Below are 19,645 nucleotides of genomic sequence, written 5' to 3' on the forward strand. Positions count from 1 at the left end.
CGATATTTTAATTCTTTCTGTTTTCTTAAGTGACACACAATTCCATATAAATTCTATGCTTAAACCCTTTCATCTTTGAAAAACTTTCCTTTTTTCGCTTAAACTCTGTAAAACCCAATTTTTTATATAATCGATAAGCAACCTTATTTGTATCCACCACTTCTAGAATATAACGATGATAATCCTCATTCTCTAATACGTAACTCATTAAAGCAGTTGAAACACCTTTACCTCTAGCTTTAATTGAGGTAGCAACACATTCAATATAACCTGTATCATCTTGATAAGGCAATTTTTTATTAAATTCATCTTTCATAAAATGATAGGCGATACTACCTGTAATAAGGCCAAATGATTTTCTCAATAGTGCTTTATCAATTGTCACTGCTCGTTTCTGGTTATTGGAACAAGCAAGAATTCCAACGATTTCTCCTTCTAGAGTAGCAAAGTAAAAAACATCCTGACAGATCATTTTCTGAAACGCTTCTATTAACTTCTCTCGATTGTTTGAAAGAAACGTTAAGTCTTTCTCATATCCATCAACAAAAACAGCTGCTACCTCCCTGGATACGTCTCTTTTAGCCTCTCTCATTGGTATTACTTTAATATCATAATTTTTCATTTAATTTCCTCCCCAATAATTAACTGACCATTCGGTTTATTAATGTTTATTTTAAAACCCCTTCTATTTTAAGGGGTACTATCTTTTAATATTCCTTTTAGGAAGACATCTATTGCACTCTGATAAAGCATGAGAAATTGTTTATCACTATAACCAACGAATTGTGTAATACTTAAACCTGTAAGTGTACTGTATAAAATATAAGCTAAATCATCAGGGGATTGGTTACTTTTAAATTCTTTACGGCACATTCCCTCGTCAATAATTTGATAAAAAACTTCATATTCCGGTTTTATCAAATCAAATAACTTATTTTTGAGCACTTTGTCTATATTTTCAGTGGCCATGTATTCTGGAACTGCATGTGATAAAGGATTTTGCATATCCGAAGCATAGTATTTTGCAAGAAGGTAAAGTTTTTCTGTTGCCGTTTCCACCTTATTCGCATGATCTTCCCATTTTGTTCTCCAAACCTCTGAAGTTTTTTCTACTGTATATAGGAACAACTCTTCTTTGCTTTTAAAGTGATAGTAGATACTGCCTTTGCTTATCTCACTAAACTCCCGAATATCTTCCATTGAAGTTCCAGCATAACCTTTTTGTTCAAATATAATTTTTGCCTTTTCAGCAATCAGTTCCTTAGTTTTTTCCCCTTGCCCTCTTGGTCGAGCCATAAATTTTTCTCCTTTATCTAATAATGATATTTTTTAAACTGACCGTTCATTTTATTATTATAGAATAAGATAACTAAAAATTCAAGCCCTTCTTATTTACTTAAATGCTTTCAAATTTCCATACTAAAGATCAAGGAACTAGAATAATTGCAGATGCCTTTTATTGAGTGTAGAACCATAATAAAAGACATATAGAGTTAATTAGGTATAAAGTGGACAAAAGAAGGAAAGAGGAATACGCAATGGAGGGGGGGCTTTTCAACCCTCTTTCTACGCTACTCGATCCACTTCTAAGCTAACAATTTATTTTTATGAGCAAAAAAATGATTGACGTTCATCACTTTATGTCTTATGATATGAACTAACAAAATAAAACGCTTACAAATTGCGTTTTAGACAAAGAAGTGACTAACACTTCTTTCTATTTATCGACATAATGATTGACGTTCATCAATTATGTGAAAATTCCGACAAAAGTAGGTGGTTCGTATGGGACAAAAGAAAATCATTCAAATTGGGACAGGAGGGTTTGGATTATCTTGGTTAGAAATCTTAGATCAACACAAGCAAGTTCAGGTTGTCGCAGTAGTAGATGTCGATGAGACCAATCAACAAAAAGCAAAAGAGCTATTAAAGGATTCTTCTATTCAACTTTTTTCCGATTATGAGCAAGCTTTTAAAGAAGTAGATGCAGACATAGCTGTCATTATAACACCTCCACAGACACACAAAAAGATTGCGATCTCCGCTTTAGAAAACGGACTTCATGTATTTATGGAAAAACCAATCGCACATACAAAGGAAGATGCTATCGCGCTGACAAAGATGGCAGTAAAGTATGACACCTCTGTCATGATCAGCCAAAACTATCGTTACCGACCAGAAATACAAGCAATCAAGAAGGCAGTAACCGAGGATCTTGTAGGAAAAATTGAATACGTGGAATGGAACTTCCAAAGGGCTACAAAATTCGGTGGTTGGCGTGATCATTACGAAGAAATCATCGTAGAGGATATGAGCATTCATCATTTTGACTTAATGCGTTACCTATTAGAAAAAAATGCCACAACGGTTTATGCCAAAAGCATTCGTCCAACATGGAGTTGGTTCCATGGGAAACCAACCGTTAGTATCACTATGACGTTTGAAGATGTGCTTATTAATTATTTTGCTAGTTGGGTAACAAGTGGACCAGAAACGTCTTGGAATGGGGATTTTAAGCTGTACGGAGAGAAAGGAATTATTGCCCTTATCGATGACAAACCAGTACGAATACAAAAAGATAACATGAAAGAATTGCCAATTCCAAACATGCCCGTTGTCGACAGGGCTTATTCCATTACGGAAATGGTCAATGCATTAGACGAAAACAGAAAACCACTTACAGACATAACCGATAATATTCATAGCTTTCAAATGGTAAGTGCTTCACTTGAATCCATTAAAAACGGGAGAGAAGTAAATCTTAAGGAGGAAGTATGATGAAAAATTGGGTATTCTTTTCACTTGTCGGTCTGATGATGTTTGTCTTAGTAGCTTGCTCCGGTGATTCAAATGAAACCGGAAATGAGGAAGGAACAGGAAATGGGGAACAAGTAACGATAAAAATCTGGGATTACTTAGAGCCTGGTTCATCTAGTGCAAGAGAACAAGAAGCATTGATCGAGAAATATGAAGAAGAAAATCCAAATATCACCTTCGAAAGAACGTACATGCCATTTGCCGATTTAAAAACAAAATTACTACAAGGATTAGGAGCTGGAGATTTACCAGATATCGTTGTGATTGACAACCCTGATCACCAATCATTTGCTCAAGCAGGTGTCTTCGCAGATATAACGAGTAAAGTAGAAGAATGGGGTGAAGCAGATCAATACTTTGAAGGTCCAATGGCTTCTGCCATGTTAGATGATAAATATTATGGCATTCCAAACAATAGTAACGCACTGGCAATTTATTATAACAAAACCATGTTTGAAGAGGCCGGGATTGAAGAGGTTCCGACAACCTGGGAAGAATTTCGAGCTACAGCCGACAAACTAACAAATGGAGATATAAAAGGATTTGCGATGTCTGGTGTAAAAAGTGAAGAAGGAACCTTTCAATTTTTACCTTATTTATGGCAATCTGGTGCGGATTTAGACAGTTTTGGAAGTGAAGAGGCTAAAAGTGCGCTGAGTTATATACAAGGGATGGTTGAGGATGGCATCATCTCCTCTAATATGATCAACTGGGATCAATCCGATGTACTCGTTCAATTCCAAACAGAAAAAGCTGCCATGATGGAAAATGGACCCTGGCAAATTCCAATGCTCGAGGAGGATTCACCAGACTTAGAATGGGGGGTTTTCCTCATGCCTGCTGGAGAAGCTGGGACTGCATCTATCCTTGGAGGAGAAAATTGGGCGATTACCGCTAATTCTGAAGTACAGGATGAAGCTTGGGAGTTTATTAAATGGACACAAAAGCCTGAGATACTAGGTCCGATGCATGAATTAGGGGGAAGACTTCCTAGTCGAGCAGATGTTGCCAAAGACGAGCAATATGTGTGGGCAAAGGATGAGCATGTCAAAGTGTTTATGGAGCAATTAGAAACGGCAAAGCCAAGAGCCTATGGTACCAATTATCCTGAGATTTCTACCCATATACAAGAAGCTATCCAACGTGCAATGACTGGTGAAGAGGTGGATACCATCATGGAAAGTACAGCAGAGGAGATCAAGGCATTACTTCCAGAATGATAACATTATTCATTTCTAACTTGTAATAAGAGAGGGGTGAAGCTCCCTCTTTTGAATATAGGAGGTTTTAGACATGTACGGGCACTTACGTAATAAGGCACCTAAATACCTGTTCCTACTACCAGCCCTAGTCTTTGTGTTAACCTTTATGATCTATCCTATTATATATAACATTTTTGTCAGCTTCCAAAATCTAACACTGATGAATTTACAAACAGGAGCAGAGTTTGTTGGACTGGACAATTATGTCAACATCCTGCAAACAGACAAATTTGGAATCGCATTAAAAAACACGTTGATTTATACCTTCACCTGTATTGTGTTCCAAGTAGTGATCGGTTATTTACTTGCTGTTTTTCTTAATCAAGATTTTCCTTTTCGGAACTTTTTCCGTTCGATTATGCTGTTGGCATGGATGACCCCATTAGTAATTACAGGCTCTCTTTTTACATGGCTATTCGACGTCGACTACGGGGTATTTAACTATATCCTTACTTCTTTAAATATTGTTGATAACCCGATTAACTGGCTAGGGCAAAAAAATACAGCCTTAGTTGCCGTCATTATTACCAATATTTGGATAGGAATTCCTTTTAATATGATTCTAATCTTAGCTGCCATGCAATCCTTACCAAAGGATGTGTATGAAGCGGCAAAGGTTGATGGAGCGAAACGAATCCAAACATTTTGGCATATCACACTACCATTGCTAAGACCACAATTATTAGTCATTTTAGTTTTGGGGATTATTTATACATTTAAAGTGTTTGATCTGATTTTAATTATGACTGGTGGTGGGCCGGTTAACGCTACTACTGTTTTACCATTCTATGGCTATGAACTAGCATTTGTAAACTTTAGCTTTGGTGAAAGTGGCGTTATAGCAACAGTCATTCTGATCATTTTATTATTGATTGCTTCCATTTATCTTTACTTGATTAAAAAGGAGGAAGCACAATGAAAAATAAGTACAGTGTAAAGCAATATTTGTTACTTGTTTGTGCAATTGTTATTACAGCAGCTTTCCTTTTCCCTATTTATTGGATGATCACCACTTCAATAAAACCGATCCAAGATGTATTCGCATCACCACCGATGATTCTTCCTGAAACAATCAAATTCGATGCCTACATCGATAATCTAATTAAAGATCAAAGTCTATTACCATATATTCGAAATTCTTTTATCATTGCTGCCGGAACAGCAATCTTTACCCTTATATTAGCATTACCATGTGCGTACGCATTAGCTCGATTTAGACTAGCTTGGGCGAATGGCTTTCTCTTAATCTTACTCGTGACACAAATGATACCAGGTATTATGATGGCAATGCCGCTTTACATTATGTTTAGCAAATTTGATTTAGTGAACAGTTATTTAGCATTAATTGTCGGAAATACGACAACAGCATTGCCATTCGCCATTGTGATCATGCGGCCATTTTTTCTAGCGATTCCAAAGGGGTTAGAGGAAGCGGCAGTCATTGATGGTTGTAATACATTTACTGCCTTTGTCAGAATTATCCTACCACTAACAAAGCCTATTATTCTAACAGTTTGTACATTTAGTTTTTTATTCGCTTGGGGAGATTTAATTTTTGCCTTAACACTTGCGACAGATGAAGCGGTACGACCACTTACAATGGGGATACAGAAATTCATCGGTCAATACGGAACACAGTGGGATAACTTAATGGCTGTTTCTACTATTGCAGCAGCACCCATTATCATTATCTTTCTATTATTCCAAAAGCACATTGTCAGTGGGATCACTGCAGGGTCAGAAAAATAGCACAATGGAGGTTATACGATGAAACTAGGTGTTTTTACCGTACTATTTTCAGAGATGAATTTAGAAGAAATGCTAGACCATGTAAAAGCAAAAGGGATTGATACAGTAGAGATTGGTTCTGGTGGATTTGTTGGGGATGCACACTGCAAACCAATCGAATTATTAGCAGATAATAAAAAGCTCGAAGCATTCAAGCAAGCTTTTGAGAAACGGAATATAAAGATTAGTGCATTAAGCTGTCATGGGAATCCTTTACACCCTAACAAGGAGGTGGCGAAAGACTTCCATGATAAATTTGTCGCGACAGTCAAGCTGGCGAATAAATTAAATATCGATACGGTTGTTACGTTTTCCGGCTGCCCTGGTGAATCCGAGCATTCTAAGAATCCCGTATGGATCACCTGTCCTTGGCCGACAGATTTTTCAAATGTAGTGGAATGGCAATGGAGAGAAAAGGTGATTCCTTACTGGAAGGAGCAAAATGAATTATTGAAGCAACATCATGTGCGAGTGGCGATTGAACCACATCCAGGTTTTGTTGTCTATAATAATGAAACAGCGATAAGGTTGCGAAAAGAGTGTGGAGGCCAAATTGGGGTGAATTTTGATCCTAGTCATTACTTCTGGCAAGGAATGAATCCTGCTCAAAGCATTAAACAAATAGGAGACGCGCTTTACCACTTTCATGCAAAGGATACCCAGATCGAGCCACGGAACACAGAACTAAATGGAGTGCTTGATACGAAAAGCTATAAGGATATTGCCAATCGTTCATGGGTCTTCCGCACCGTAGGTTATGGACATGATGAGCAAGTATGGCGTGATATTATTAGTGCCCTACAGGTTATTGGATATGATGGCGCTATTAGTATTGAACATGAGGATGGGCTGATGAGCATCGATGAGGGCTTCTCCAAGGCAGTTGTATTTCTTAAGGATATGCTGATTGATGAAGGTGCGAAGGAATTGTGGTGGGCTTAAATAGCAAGCTGAAGTAGAACAGATTTAGACGACCTACAGAACTTATCGTTACTGTAGATCGTCTTTATTTATTATAGCTTTTTTAAAACAAACTCTACCTCTTTTATAATAAGATCATCATCCGCTATACCCAGCCATTCAGGAGCTATTAGTTGAAATTTTTTCATTTGATAATAGTCCAAAATTGCCTGTTTCAGAGTCACATTATATCTAACCGAAAAGGATGGTTCAAACATTTTTCTTAATACACTATCGTCTTGAATCATGAACAGAATAGGGTTGATATTATTAAAGATTCCTTTCTCTATACCGCTCTCGAAGAATGACGATAGTTTTGTATACCGCTTCTGTATGGCTGTCTGCCACCTTTCGTAGAGGTAATGATAATTGTCATGAAGATCCTCTAAAAATATATCTGTTACGAAAATTACTCCTTTTAACGAATGGTCAAATATTTTTTGGAATTTTTCTATATATTCATATTCATTTGAGTTATTCCCCTCCTCTTCTTCAGCAATATAGTCCATATAATATACAACAACTTTTTCGATAATTTCATCCCTAGAAGTGAAGTGTTTATATAATGTTGCTTTACTAACGTCCATATACTTTGCAATGGTATCTGTTGTTAATTGGCTATATGGAGTTTTCCGTATGACTGGTTTTAATTTTTCAATTAATTGATCCGAGTTACTACTTTTTCTCATCTAGAAAAACCCTTTCGTTTGTTCTATTTTCATTATACCTTAGCAAAAAGAAATGTAAACTAAATAAACTAGTATAACTATTTTAGTTTACTTTGTTCAATATATATTTTATACTGGATAGGAAATAACAAAGGAGGAGAGTTAAATGAAAACAATCTTAATAACTGGTTCTTCATCTGGTATAGGAAAGGCTACTGCTAAATATTTTGCAGAAAAAGGATGGAATGTGATTGCGACAATGCGAAATCCTGAAAAGGAGAAAGAGCTGACACAGGAAGAAAATGTCCTTGTAACAAAATTAGATGTTACCATTCCTGAAACGATTCATCATGCAATTGCTCAAGGCATCAGTGAATTTTCCTCGATCGATGTAGTTTTAAACAATGCGGGATATGCTGTATTTGGGCCTTTTGAATTCTCAACAGAGGAGCAAATTTATCATCAATTTCAAGTGAATGTTTTCGGAGTCATGAATACCATTAAAGCGATTCTTCCTCATTTCAAACAAAATCGCAATGGATTAATCATCAATGTTTCCTCAATTGCTGGGCAAATTAGTTTTCCACTTCTAAGTCTTTATCATGCTACCAAATGGTCCCTTGAAGGTTTTGCAGAATCCTTACAATATGAGCTCTCACAACATAATATCAAAATAAAAATGATAGAACCCGGTAATGTTGATACAGATTTTACTGGACGATCTTTAGTAACATTGCAACATGATTATAAGAATGATTATCAGGAGTATCAGGAAATAGTACTAAGTAAACAGCTGGAAAGCTTCGAAAATTATGCTTCAAAAGCTGACGATATCGCAGATGGCATATACCGTGTAGCTAATGACACTTCAGATCAGTTCCGCTATGCATTAGGAGACGATGCACAATTCATGCTTGAAAAAAGAAAAAGCAAACAGGATATAGAGTTTATTGACTTTATTCGAAAACAATTTGCATATTGAGAGAAGATTAAAATAGGAGGTTTCTCTTTCGGCTCATTGTGTGCTAAGAACGTTTCACACAATGAGCCCATTATTCTGCGCTTTCATAAGGTGAGCTTAAGCTTGTGTAACCTCGGAATCTGCTACTCGTACTATCCTTTCAAACTTTCTCAAACTAAAAAACATCACAATAAATGCAAAGATGCTCATACTGAAGAAAGGAATCAACCCTGGAACAAACCTAAGCATAAAATATAGAATAATAACCCCTGCCACCATACACACCGTATGGATCGGCTGAACAAATAGGAATAAAAATGCATTTTTAAACATTTGAACCATACTCCCATTAAAATGTACATATACCGGAAAAACGTAAAGACACATACAAGCAAATAAGATCGTAACAAGCAATAGGATATAATAGCTAAAACGAATGATTGGCTCGTTTACTACTTCTGCGATCGAAAGATTAATAAAAAGAAGCAAACCAGATAAAAACAGAATAGCTCCAATCACATTACTTCTGACAAACTCTTTCTTATAGGCAAACCAGAAATTTTTTGTAATGGGTATGTCACTATAGCCTGTTAGCCATTTTCGAACAATATAAAATAAAGCGGTTAATGCTGGAAAAAAGCCAAAGATAAATAGCCCTATGACAGTATAAAAAATGGCTAGTAGATTCAAATAAGCGAGCTTCATAATAAAATCCGCTAAACGATATATTCTTTCCATGCCACTTGATTCCAATAAGATTCCCTCCTACTCTTTCACCGATCCTAACGTAATTCCATGTATAAAATAACGCTGCAAGAATGGATAGACGACTAGTACTGGTATCATCGCAATAAATATTTTTGCAGCATCTAATGTTCGATTCGATAACTCACTCATTCGCTTATATTGATCCTCTGTCATCGTAGAAGGATCAACCGAAACAACTAATTGTTGAATATAAGTTTGTAATGGGTAAAACTCCTCTCTTGTCATAAAAATTAACCCGTACAGAAATTCATTCCAGTGATACACAATACTAAATAGCGAAACTGTTGCCAAAACCGGAATCGACAAAGGGATAAACAGTTTAAACAAAATATACCAAGGACCTGCCCCATCCACTAATGCCGCTTCTTCTAATGATTTAGGTAAATTTCTGAAGAAGTTAATGGTTAAAATAATATTAAAAACAATCGTTTGTGCTCCCCCTACTAACACCAATGCCCAAATACTATTCATTAAATTATATTCCTGAATCGTAATATATAGTGGAATGAGCCCTCCATTAAACAGCATCGTAAAAATAACGGTCCACATCAACACATTTCTACCTCTAAAATCCTTTACTGTTTTCGATAAAGGATAAGCCATTAATGGTACAATAATGAAATTCAATCCTGCGCCAAGCACTACCCGTTGTACCGAGATCCAAAAAGACTTAAAAAATTGACTATCCTGCAATAATTGTTTATAGGAATCAAAATTAAAATCCACCGGCCACAGGGCCACGGCTCCTGCAGCAGCAGCTGTCTTTGAGCTAAGTGACAGGGATAATGTATACCAAAGTGGCAAAATACATGTGATCGCAACGATCACTAGGATCGCTATTAAAATAGCATCTGTCATTTTGGAAGATAATGATTTACTCCGCAACATATGCTTATCCCTCCTTTAAAAGATTCGATAATTGGTAAACTTATAGGCTAAGAAATAGGAAAGACTGATTAAAATAAAGCCTGCCACAGATTTTAGTAGCCCTACAGCTGTCGCTAATTCATATTGTAAATTTAATAATCCAGCACGATACACCCATGTATCAATAATATCTCCCGTCGAATAGACGAGTGGATTATAAAGGTTAAATATCTGATCAAATCCTGCATTTAGCACATTTCCTAGACTTAATACAGCTAGTAAAACAGCAGTGGTTCGTATGCCAGGTAAGGTGACATGCCAGAGCATTCTAAATCTAGAAGCCCCATCAATTCCTGCTGCCTCATACAGGGCAGGATTAATTCCAGTTAGTGCAGCTAGATAAATTATTGTATTAAAGCCGAATTCCTTCCACACATCACTTCCTACTACTAGAAAAGGAAAGAGATCTGCTTGGGCAAAAAACAGAATTGGTTCGACACCAAATATACCAAGGAGCTGGTTAATCGGCCCCTGATAGGCAAATATATCTAGCAGCACACCACCTAAAATAACCCAGGAGAGAAAATGCGGTAGATAGACAATTGTCTGAATCGACCGCTTTAAGCCGATATAGCGTATCTCATTAAGCATTAACGCAAACACTAATGGCACAATTAAGTTTCCAATAATTTTCATGATGGCAATGATTATCGTATTATAAAAAACATTTAGTGTATCACTAAGTGTGAACATGTATTTAAAGGTTTCGAGTCCAATAAATTCTGATCCAAGAATCCCCTTGCCCGGGTTAAAATCCTGGAAGGCAATCACAATTCCAAACATCGGAACAATACTAAATAACACTAACCATAAGAGCCCAGGAGCCATCATCATATAGTAATGCTTCGCAAATCCTTTTGTCTTCATCACCCACACTCCTAAAAACTTTTAGATATAGATATCAGTTAAGGCGTCGATTAGCTTCGACGCCTTCTCTATTATTTACTGCGCAATTTCGGCTACTTCGTCGGTAATTTGCTCACCGCCTTGACTCTTCCAATTTTCCACAAACTGATCAAACGCATCTAGCGGTTCTGTACCAATAATAATTTTCATAAAGGTTTCTTCTTCGAGCTTTTTCAGGTTCACCCAACGATCTTCCATTGTTTTTGTTTGGGAATAAATTAAGCTCTTTACTCCTTTTATTTCTGTGTCCACTAGTGGTGCTGTCCCTACTAAAGCCGAATAGGCTCTAGTCCAATACCCCAAATTCGCATCAGGATCCCAATATTGAATATCCGTATTATCGTACGGCTCTAGCTTCACCTCATGGATCTGATCCACATCTGATTTTAATAGTTTATATGCCGGCATATTGTAATAATCCTCAGGTTCCTTCGTTCCGGCCAACACTTCTCTTAGCGCAATGGTAGTAACCTCCATTTCATCTGCTGGTGCATAAACTAGCCGTAGTGGATAATAGCCTGGCCCTCCAATACTTGGGTCAAATTCTGATTCATGTGCCAACAAATTATTTAATATTTTCATCGCTGCTTCTGGATGCTCATATCCTTTTCGCACGACGACATATTGTGTTGTTGTTGTGCTTAAGTGAGGAGTATATTCCCCATTTGCATCCAATGGTAGGGCATAGGACTGCCAATTAGCGTCTGGATTATTGGTAATAGCATCCGTAAGTGGACCATATGGCATCCAAAACGGACCGAAAAACATTCCAGTATTCCCACTAATAATCGATTCACCTGAATCCTCACGCACGCCCATTTCCGGGTCAATCAATCCTTCACTATACATATCCCGTAGAACAGCAAGAGCTTCCTTTGTTTCCGGTAATATCGAACCATAAACAGGTTGCCCATCATCTCCTTCTATCCAGTAACCTGGATAGGCGTGTAATGCAGAGAAGATGCCGTCAAAACCGTATAAATTGTTCGTTGATTCTAGAAAATTGGCATAGAGCTTATTGCTCGTATCCGGTCCCGCTAACCCAATCGTGTCATCACTTCCATTCCCATCTGGATCTTGTTCGACAAAAGCTTTGGCCACTGCCTTAAGATCCTCGACGGTCTTTGGCGGTTCTAATCCGAGCTTATCCAACCAATCCTTTCTTATCCACAGGTTATGAACACCATCTGCACCAGCCTGTGAATTTGGTATTGCCATGATTTTCCCATCAAAAGTGGCATTCTCCAATGCTACCCCTTCCGAGCTATCAATGATTTCCTTAATTGCAGGTGAAGCATAATTTTCATAAACCTTTGTTAAATCTGCTATCTGATCAGCCTCTACCATTTGCCTAAGCTCTACTGGCCCAACTACCATCGCATCAGGCAAATCATTACTTGCAATGGCCAAGCTTACCTTTTGATCGTAATTGGCAGGAGATGCTGTAAAGGCATGTTCCACATCAATATTTAAATGCTCCTTTACATGACGTGTATACTGATTATCTAATGGTGTGTCCCCATCCTGTAAGCTGGTGTCTGTTGGATCTACCTCCTGTCCAATCGCTATGGTAATCGGCTCTTCATATTTACCAAATGGATCCATATCTCCAGTTGTTCCTGGCTGCTCTCCAGACCCTTCTTCACTGCTACTTTCCTTGGAGTCACCGGTGCATGCTACTAAGAATAATGAAAGAAAAATAATGAAAACACCTAAGAACTTTCTCCTCATCTTGCCATCCCCTTTCTAACCTTTTTATTTTCACATCTATATCGTAGCATTTTTGTAAGCGTATTCAATCAGTGAAATGTTCCGAGATTATAGGGGGTAATTGTTCTATTCTTCATCGATGTCCTTTTTTGTGTTTAATTCCGAAACAATCGTCTCCTGTTTATCAAACAAATTTCCTCCTGCGTATTTTTTTCGATAAGCACTTGGTAGGAAACCGGTTGATTTTTTGAATACTTTGCTAAAATATTTGACATCGGTATAGCCTACTTTTTCAGCGACTGTGGCAACCTTCTCATTAGTATGCATGAAATAATCCATTGCCTGCTTCGTCCGTGCTAATCTTACATATTCATGAAAAGTTTCCCCCATCACTTGCTTAAAACAGACACTAAAATAACTTCTGCTCATATGAACCTTTTCTGCGACATCTGCTGCCGTTAGATTAGTAGAAAGTTGCTCATGAATGATCGAAACAGCCTCTAATATACTTGCGGTTGTTTCCTTTGAGACGGATGGCCTATACATTGCACGAAACATACTATCCTGTGCTTCATTAAACCATTCTTCCACCTCTACCCAGTAAGAGAAGTACTCTGGTAATTCTAATGGCTTCATCGTCAGAAGAGAATATATTTTTCGGCATTCCCCTAATCCGATCATGAGCAATTCATTCAACTTGTGACTTGTAAGTCGTAAATGTTGAAGTCTTGATAGAATGCTAGCTAGCACTTCCTCGTGAAACACCCATTGCATTGCTTTAGTATCATGAATTAGTTGCTCTATTTGTCGTTGCTTTTCTTCTTTGTTGTACTCCTGCATCCTCACTTTTTCCAACGGTATACATGTAATTGACTGGTCTGATATAGTTTCATAGAAAAGCAAACGATCCTTATGTCGTTGTAGCCATTGCCTTAAATCATCTAACTTATACTTTTTTTGTTCATCCAGCTCAATGATTAATAAATAATCCTTCCTATTCATTGAATACAGTCTATCTAGAAACCGTTCATCCTTAGACGGAACAAATAAGGCATCTGTTTCAAGATAGAAGAATTCCTTTTGCTTGCATGTATCCTTGATCATATTGACATAGCCTTCTAGATCACTTTCGCTGATCAGTATCCAGCCATTTCCTATTGATGATTCTGGGGGTATCGTTTTATTTGATTGCTCACTCTGTATACGATTATGAATTCTTTCCAATGTTTCATCCATACTATTCGTATCGAGCTCCACCTTCGCAATATAGTCAATCGCACCTAATCGCATCGCTTCTTGAATATATTCAAAATCCTGATGGAGGGACAATACGACAATAAAAACAGAGGGATACCATTGCTTTACCTTACGAATTAGTTCAATACCTGACATTATCGGCATCGCTAAATCAGTAATGATTAGATCTACCTTTTGTTCGCGTAAAAATTCCAATGCCTTCTCCCCATTTTTGCTATCTCCAACAATCTCCATATCAAACTTAGCCCAGTCGAACGCTGTGATCAGACTTTTTCTAACCAATTTATCATCTTCTACTAAAAGCACCTTGATCATGAAAATTCCTCCCCTATTGGTATAGTCAGCACAACATCTGTCCCATTGTTAGTACTACTGAAAATATCGATACTTGCACGCCCTTCATATGTCCGGTCCAATATTTGTTTAACATAATGTAGTCCAATACCCATTCCCTTTTCTTTCTGCTGGTCCTTCTGCCAAATCCTTTGAATATCCTCCTCACTCATTCCTCGACCATTATCACTCACCTTTATCATCATATTATGAGGGTCATTCGTTATGGCAATTCGAATAGAACCATCATCCTCTAACCCATGATAGATAGAATTTTCGACAATTGGCTGTAGGATAAATCTAGGAACGGATGATTCTAGCAAGCTATCAGCTATGAATAGCTCTATTTTATAATCAAAATCATATCTAATTTGTTGGAGCTCTAGGTATTGCTTCACTGAATCAATCTCTTGATTTAAGGTGGAGGAGTTCCCTAGCTTCCCCATGTTATAATAAAGTAATTTATTTAATGCTGTTAATAAATGGGTCACCTCTTCTTTGTTACCGGCTACAGCCAACCATCTTGCTGTGTCTAATGTGTTCATGAGAAAATGTGGATTTATTTGATGCAATAGCTTCTCGACTTCTAAATCAGCACGGTTTCTTTCCTTTTGTTCAATCGCTTGGATCAAATTCGTTATTTGTTTTTTCATTTTACGAAAATGACTGAGCAAATCGACAAATTCGGGGATTTTTGTGCTAACTACTTCTGAGGCAAAATTATGGTTACTCATCAGCTTGATCTCACTGTTTAGTTGATGAAGTGGTCGGTAAAAAGTCTTCCATAGCAACAACCCAACAATTAAGCTAACCAATACGAATAGAATAGCCATATAGAGCATTAGGATCATCCACTCGTTAATCTCCTGTTTATACTGAGCAATAGAAATAAGGGATACCACACTCCAGCCACGATCGGTTGTTTGTTTGAACCAATAATAGCCGTTTCGTGTCCCATCCTCGTCCAAATGCTCTTCACGGAAAAATGGTGTTTGTAGTGGAAATTCCTCTTGCTCCTCACTGTAAATGACTTCATTTTGCTTGTTGAGAAGTAAATAGCTTGTATGATTGAGGACATTGTCTTTTTCTACTATATTTCTCGTTAAATCTAAATTTGACTCCATATATAAATAAACATGATTTTCATAATCCATATCTAACTGCCTTACTGTCGATAATACATACTTGTCATTGTATCTTTCCATGCTTACATGTGGACCGAAATTATCAATTTTATATCCTTTAATAAATAAAGGTTGATTGCGCAAATGAAATTCATCCTTGACCCCGTGACTATTAAATAAGTACTTGTTCTCTTTCTCTACATAAATAAGGGAAAGTCCAATATTTGGATTACTAAAGGTGATCAAATTCAATTCATTTTTAATATCTTCATAGAGTCTTGTTTTCTCAAGAGAATCCTCCATTTTGAGGTAGGTTTTTAATCGAAATTGGATATTTTCAGAGAAATCAATCTGTTGCGATACATAGTTCATATCATTGATCGTATTTTCGATAGTAAGACTAATTTGGTGTAAGTTACTGTTGAAGTTTGTATGAAGTTTATTCGTTAAAATGGTTGACATCGTGTGATAAGAAAATAGCACTGTAAACATTAAGGGTATAAATGTACTAATGGCAAATAGAATGGCAATTCTACTTTTCAAGCTTAAGGATTGTAAATCATTGCGTAATTTGTTTAATCTCTTCATTTATTCCACCTCTTAGGAAAGCGTTTTCATTAAAGAAGACACCAAGCTGTGGGGTTTCTTCTTCCCCACTAGTAACTGTGATAAAAAAAGCTATTGTTACTTTAGCACGGAACATGGTTCTTTTCAATATAGAAAAAGTGCGGGCTAGCCCTCTGAATTTTTGTTTCGTGGATGAATCTTAACGTGGTGGTTGGCTTATCCTTTTATCTTGGCCTTCTCCCTCCATAATTAAGAATCCCAGAAGTAGATAGTTACCTCTGGGATTACTGGTTCATCATTTATTTTCTGCTTCGAATTTTTTCATAAATGCAACGAATGCTTCTACACCTTCCACTGGCATTGCGTTATAGATACTTGCACGCATTCCACCAACAGAGCGGTGACCCTTTAATGTTTCTAGTCCTTCTGCTTGTGCCTCTTTGATAAACTTAGCATCTAAATCGTGATTCGGAATAACAAAAGGAATGTTCATAATAGAACGACTATCCTCTGCTACTGGAGATTGATAAAAATCGGATTGACTAATATAGTCATAGAGTATAGCTGCCTTTTTCTCATTTCGCTCTTGCATTGCTTTCAGTCCACCAAGCTCCTTCACCCATTCGAAAACTAGCTTTGCCATATAAATAGCAAATGTTGGTGGTGTATTATATAAAGAACCACTTTCACTATGTGTTTTATAGTCTAGCATTGTTGGGCAAATGTCCTTCGCATTTCCTATTAGATCTTCTCGGATTATAACCACCGTTAATCCCGCTGGACCAATATTTTTTTGTGCCCCAGCGTAAATTATACCAAATTGCGATACATCGATTTCTTCTGATAATATATTTGAAGACATATCCGCAACGAGTGGGACTTTTCCTGTATCAGGAATCTCTCGGAAGGCTGTTCCTTCAATCGTATTATTCGTTGTAATGTGAACATAATCCGCATCTGGGTCTAATGTTGTTGGATCTATATTTGGAATATAGGTAAAGTTATCATCTTCAGAAGAAGCAATGACATTCACTTTACCGTATTTTTCTGCTTCCTTCATCGCCTTTTTGGACCAGGATCCTGTATGCACGAAATCCGCTTTGCCATTTTTCATCAGGTTAAGTGGCACCATGGCGAATTGCTGTGACGCACCACCTTGAATAAATAATACTTTATAATGGCTTGGAATATTCAATAATTCACGTAGTAGTGCTTCTGCCTCTGTTATGATTTCTGTGAACAAACCAGAACGATGGCTAAGCTCCATCACAGACATACCTGAATCGTTATAGCTTGGTAATTCCGCTTGTGCCTTTTCTAATACTTCTAATGGTAGCATTGATGGACCAGCAGAGAAGTTATATACTCTTTTCATCTAACCACACTCCTTGAAATGATTATAAATAGAAAGAGGTAAGGAATAACTCCTTACCCTTGCCCAGGCGAGCGGCTATCGATACTATGTGCTCCCTTACGGTTTTCCGCATCTCGCCAGTTACACATAGCCTTCATACTTTGTGATAATTTTAACAATATTTTGATAACTTTTCAATCCTAAATTCGCAAAGTTTGTTAACAATTTCGAGATATTTTGACGAAATATTGACTCGTTTCATGTAAATACATTCCTTCCACCCATCAAACTATGATAAAATTTATGAGGACATTTTTATCATGAGGATGACGCAAATGGATACCATTATTTTCGATGTAGATGATACATTATATGATCAATTACTACCATTTAAGAATACAGTAAAACAACAATTCCAGCAGGATTTCATTGATGCAGAGTTGGAGGCTCTTTATATCACTAGTAGAAAATATAGTGATGAAGTCTTTGAAAAACACATGAATGGGGAAATCACTGCTTTAGAGCTCCAAACCTATCGTATAACAAAGGCATGTGAAGAGTTTGGATTAGCTATAAGCTATCAAGACGCTGTCAGTTTTCAACAAAAATACTTGCAAGAGCAAAAACAAATTACTTTATTTGAGGAATTAAAACAATTATTAGATCACCTTCTTTCACAAAAAAAACAGCTAGCGATTCTCACAAACGGAGAAGAAGCCCATCAAATGATGAAGGTAAAACAGCTAGGCTTATCTCATTGGATTCCAGCAACCCATATTTTTGTCTCAGGTGCAATTGGTCATTCAAAGCCTAGTAGGGAAGTCTTTCGATATATGGAAGACCAATTAAAGCTCAATAAAGAAAAAACAGTGTATATTGGGGATTCCTATGAAAATGATATTGTCGGGGCGAAGCAAATGGGATGGCAGGCAATTTGGATGAACCACCGAAAGCGGACGATCGATCTTCCTAAGTGGCAGCCTAATTACACGGCTTATCATCCAAAAGAATTAGTATCATGGTTTCTTAAGTGAGAGGTATATTCTATTCAGTTGGAGTGAACATCTGTGAAATCTAAAAAAGTTTTAGCGATATTATTTGCTGTAATGTTTCTAGTTATGGTCGGATTTGGGATTATTATTCCGGTTCTACCTTTTTATGCAGAGGAGTTAGGGGCATCTCCGCTGGAATTAGGCTTATTGATGTCTGTTTATTCTTTAATGCAATTTCTATTCTCACCAATGTGGGGGAGAATCTCTGATCGCATAGGGAGAAAGCCTGTTTTATTATTAGGGATCTCAGGTCTTGCTTTATCCTTTTTTCTAATGGCCTTTGCTTCCCATTTATGGATGCTATTTGCTGCTAGAATTATTGGTGGATTTCTTTCGGCTGCGAATATGCCTACTGTCATGGCATATGTGGCAGATATCACAACAGAAGAGAACCGCAGTAAAGGGATGGGGATTATCGGGGCCTCTGTTGGATTAGGGTTTATTTTTGGACCAGCGATTGGTGGTATTTTTTCAGAAAATAATCTTTCGACCCCATTTTTGTTAGCGGGAGGCTCTTCCCTTATTACCTTAATACTCGTTATGCTTGTGTTGAAGGAGTCACTGGATAAAGATCAAGCAGTCGAGCAACAAAGAAATCGACCTTCCTTCTTAAAGGCAATCAAGGATCCAACAGCACCGTTATTTATACTACAATGGTTTGTGTCGATTTCTCTTGCTGGTCTTGAGGCTACTTTTGCCTATTTTGCCGATGACAAAGCAGGATTAGGAACAACGGAGCTTGGCTATATTTTTATGATCATGGGCTTAGCTGGAGCCGTTGTACAAGGCGGACTTGTCGGTAAAATGACGAAAAAATTCGGGGAAGGCAATGTTATTCAAATCGGTATTATCGTTTCCACCATTGGCTTTGCGACAATTCTGTTAGTGAACAGCTTCTTAACGGCTGCTATCTTTTTAACGATTTTCGGAATTGGAAATGGCTTGATTCGCCCTGCCGTTTCTTCCTTACTAACGAAAAAGGCAAAATCAGGCTATGGCCAGGTAACAGGTATGCTGTCTTCCTTTGATTCATTAGGTCGAATTATCGGGCCCTCCCTGGGCGGAATGCTATACGGACTAGCTATTTATTTGCCTTATGTTTCTGGAATTATCCTATCGATATTAGCATTAGGTATTTACTACTATTATGTGAAGCTTCAAAAGAAAACTGTCTATTCTGAATAAAATTTC

Annotated in this window: 18 protein-coding genes and 1 riboswitch; of the genes, 8 read left to right on the top strand and 10 right to left on the bottom strand. The window is 37.3% G+C overall.

All coding sequences use genetic code 11. The annotated features are described in order from the left end of the window. Positions 1-25: 25 nt before the first annotated feature. Positions 26-622, bottom strand: a complete 597-nt coding sequence (locus tag DLJ74_RS02140) for a GNAT family N-acetyltransferase (RefSeq protein ID WP_054860130.1) — start codon at positions 620-622, stop codon at positions 26-28. A gap of 68 nt (positions 623-690) precedes the next feature. Continuing rightward, on the bottom strand, positions 691-1,296 hold the full coding sequence (locus DLJ74_RS02145) for a TetR/AcrR family transcriptional regulator (protein WP_109983163.1): 606 nt from the start codon (positions 1,294-1,296) through the stop codon (positions 691-693). A gap of 489 nt (positions 1,297-1,785) precedes the next feature. Here DLJ74_RS02145 and DLJ74_RS02150 point away from each other — a divergent pair, with 489 nt between their 5' ends. The 5 genes from DLJ74_RS02150 to DLJ74_RS02170 all read left to right on the top strand — a co-directional run bounded on the left by DLJ74_RS02150 (position 1,786) and on the right by DLJ74_RS02170 (position 6,809). Further along, positions 1,786-2,778, top strand: a complete 993-nt coding sequence (locus DLJ74_RS02150; RefSeq protein WP_109983164.1) for a Gfo/Idh/MocA family protein — start codon at positions 1,786-1,788, stop codon at positions 2,776-2,778. Continuing rightward, on the top strand, positions 2,778-4,037 hold the full coding sequence (locus tag DLJ74_RS02155) for an ABC transporter substrate-binding protein (RefSeq protein ID WP_181397412.1): 1,260 nt from the start codon (positions 2,778-2,780) through the stop codon (positions 4,035-4,037). The genes DLJ74_RS02150 and DLJ74_RS02155 overlap by 1 nt, the downstream gene beginning before the upstream one ends. 73 nt (positions 4,038-4,110) lie before the next feature. Then, positions 4,111-4,998, top strand: a complete 888-nt coding sequence (locus DLJ74_RS02160) for a carbohydrate ABC transporter permease (RefSeq protein WP_109983166.1) — start codon at positions 4,111-4,113, stop codon at positions 4,996-4,998. After that, positions 4,995-5,828 (top strand): carbohydrate ABC transporter permease, encoded by an 834-nt coding sequence (locus tag DLJ74_RS02165; protein ID WP_109983167.1) that lies wholly within the window; start codon positions 4,995-4,997, stop codon positions 5,826-5,828. The genes DLJ74_RS02160 and DLJ74_RS02165 overlap by 4 nt, the downstream gene beginning before the upstream one ends. Before the next feature lie 18 nt (positions 5,829-5,846). Beyond that, positions 5,847-6,809: a sugar phosphate isomerase/epimerase family protein gene (locus DLJ74_RS02170; RefSeq protein ID WP_109983168.1), complete on the top strand. Its 963-nt coding sequence runs from the start codon at positions 5,847-5,849 to the stop codon at positions 6,807-6,809. A 71-nt stretch (positions 6,810-6,880) separates the two neighbouring features. Here DLJ74_RS02170 and DLJ74_RS02175 read toward each other — a convergent pair whose 3' ends face one another. Then, a complete protein-coding gene (locus tag DLJ74_RS02175; protein ID WP_109983169.1) occupies positions 6,881-7,516 on the bottom strand; it encodes a TetR/AcrR family transcriptional regulator in 636 nt (211 codons plus the stop codon). Between the two features lie 145 nt (positions 7,517-7,661). Between DLJ74_RS02175 and DLJ74_RS02180 the strand changes: the two genes are divergently transcribed. Next, entirely contained in the window at positions 7,662-8,477 is an 816-nt protein-coding gene (locus DLJ74_RS02180; protein WP_109983170.1) for an SDR family oxidoreductase, read from the top strand. A 96-nt stretch (positions 8,478-8,573) separates the two neighbouring features. Here the strand turns inward: DLJ74_RS02180 and DLJ74_RS02185 are convergent, their stop codons facing one another. The 7 genes from DLJ74_RS02185 to serC all read right to left on the bottom strand — a co-directional run bounded on the left by DLJ74_RS02185 (position 8,574) and on the right by serC (position 17,423). Then, entirely contained in the window at positions 8,574-9,209 is a 636-nt protein-coding gene (locus DLJ74_RS02185; RefSeq protein ID WP_109983171.1) for a YesL family protein, read from the bottom strand. Positions 9,210-9,221: 12 nt separating this feature from the next. Then, positions 9,222-10,112 carry a carbohydrate ABC transporter permease gene (locus DLJ74_RS02190; protein WP_109983172.1) on the bottom strand — a complete coding sequence of 297 codons (891 nt, stop codon included), beginning with the start codon at positions 10,110-10,112 and terminating at the stop codon, positions 9,222-9,224. A gap of 15 nt (positions 10,113-10,127) precedes the next feature. Next, on the bottom strand, positions 10,128-11,018 hold the full coding sequence (locus DLJ74_RS02195) for an ABC transporter permease (RefSeq protein WP_109983173.1): 891 nt from the start codon (positions 11,016-11,018) through the stop codon (positions 10,128-10,130). 75 nt (positions 11,019-11,093) lie between these two features. After that, positions 11,094-12,788, bottom strand: coding sequence for an extracellular solute-binding protein (locus DLJ74_RS02200; protein WP_054788313.1), 1,695 nt, complete (start codon positions 12,786-12,788; stop codon positions 11,094-11,096). A 105-nt stretch (positions 12,789-12,893) separates the two neighbouring features. Continuing rightward, the gene (locus DLJ74_RS02205) at positions 12,894-14,339 is read right to left on the bottom strand and encodes a response regulator transcription factor (protein WP_109983174.1); all 1,446 of its coding nucleotides are present in this window, start codon (positions 14,337-14,339) and stop codon (positions 12,894-12,896) included. After that, positions 14,336-16,069: a sensor histidine kinase gene (locus DLJ74_RS02210; RefSeq protein ID WP_109983175.1), complete on the bottom strand. Its 1,734-nt coding sequence runs from the start codon at positions 16,067-16,069 to the stop codon at positions 14,336-14,338. The genes DLJ74_RS02205 and DLJ74_RS02210 overlap by 4 nt, the downstream gene beginning before the upstream one ends. A gap of 274 nt (positions 16,070-16,343) precedes the next feature. Then, entirely contained in the window at positions 16,344-17,423 is a 1,080-nt protein-coding gene (gene serC / locus DLJ74_RS02215; RefSeq protein ID WP_109983176.1) for a 3-phosphoserine/phosphohydroxythreonine transaminase, read from the bottom strand. A gap of 54 nt (positions 17,424-17,477) precedes the next feature. After that, positions 17,478-17,557, bottom strand: a riboswitch (ZMP/ZTP riboswitch). Positions 17,558-17,737: 180 nt separating this feature from the next. Between serC and DLJ74_RS02220 the strand changes: the two genes are divergently transcribed. Together DLJ74_RS02220 and DLJ74_RS02225 are read left to right on the top strand one after the other, a co-directional pair. Then, positions 17,738-18,436, top strand: coding sequence for an HAD family hydrolase (locus DLJ74_RS02220; protein WP_109983177.1), 699 nt, complete (start codon positions 17,738-17,740; stop codon positions 18,434-18,436). 33 nt (positions 18,437-18,469) lie between these two features. After that, positions 18,470-19,639, top strand: a complete 1,170-nt coding sequence (locus tag DLJ74_RS02225) for an MFS transporter (RefSeq protein ID WP_109983178.1) — start codon at positions 18,470-18,472, stop codon at positions 19,637-19,639. Positions 19,640-19,645 lie beyond the last annotated feature (6 nt).

It is taken from the genome of Gracilibacillus dipsosauri (assembly GCF_003176895.1).
Lineage (GTDB): Bacteria > Bacillota > Bacilli > Bacillales > Amphibacillaceae > Gracilibacillus > Gracilibacillus dipsosauri.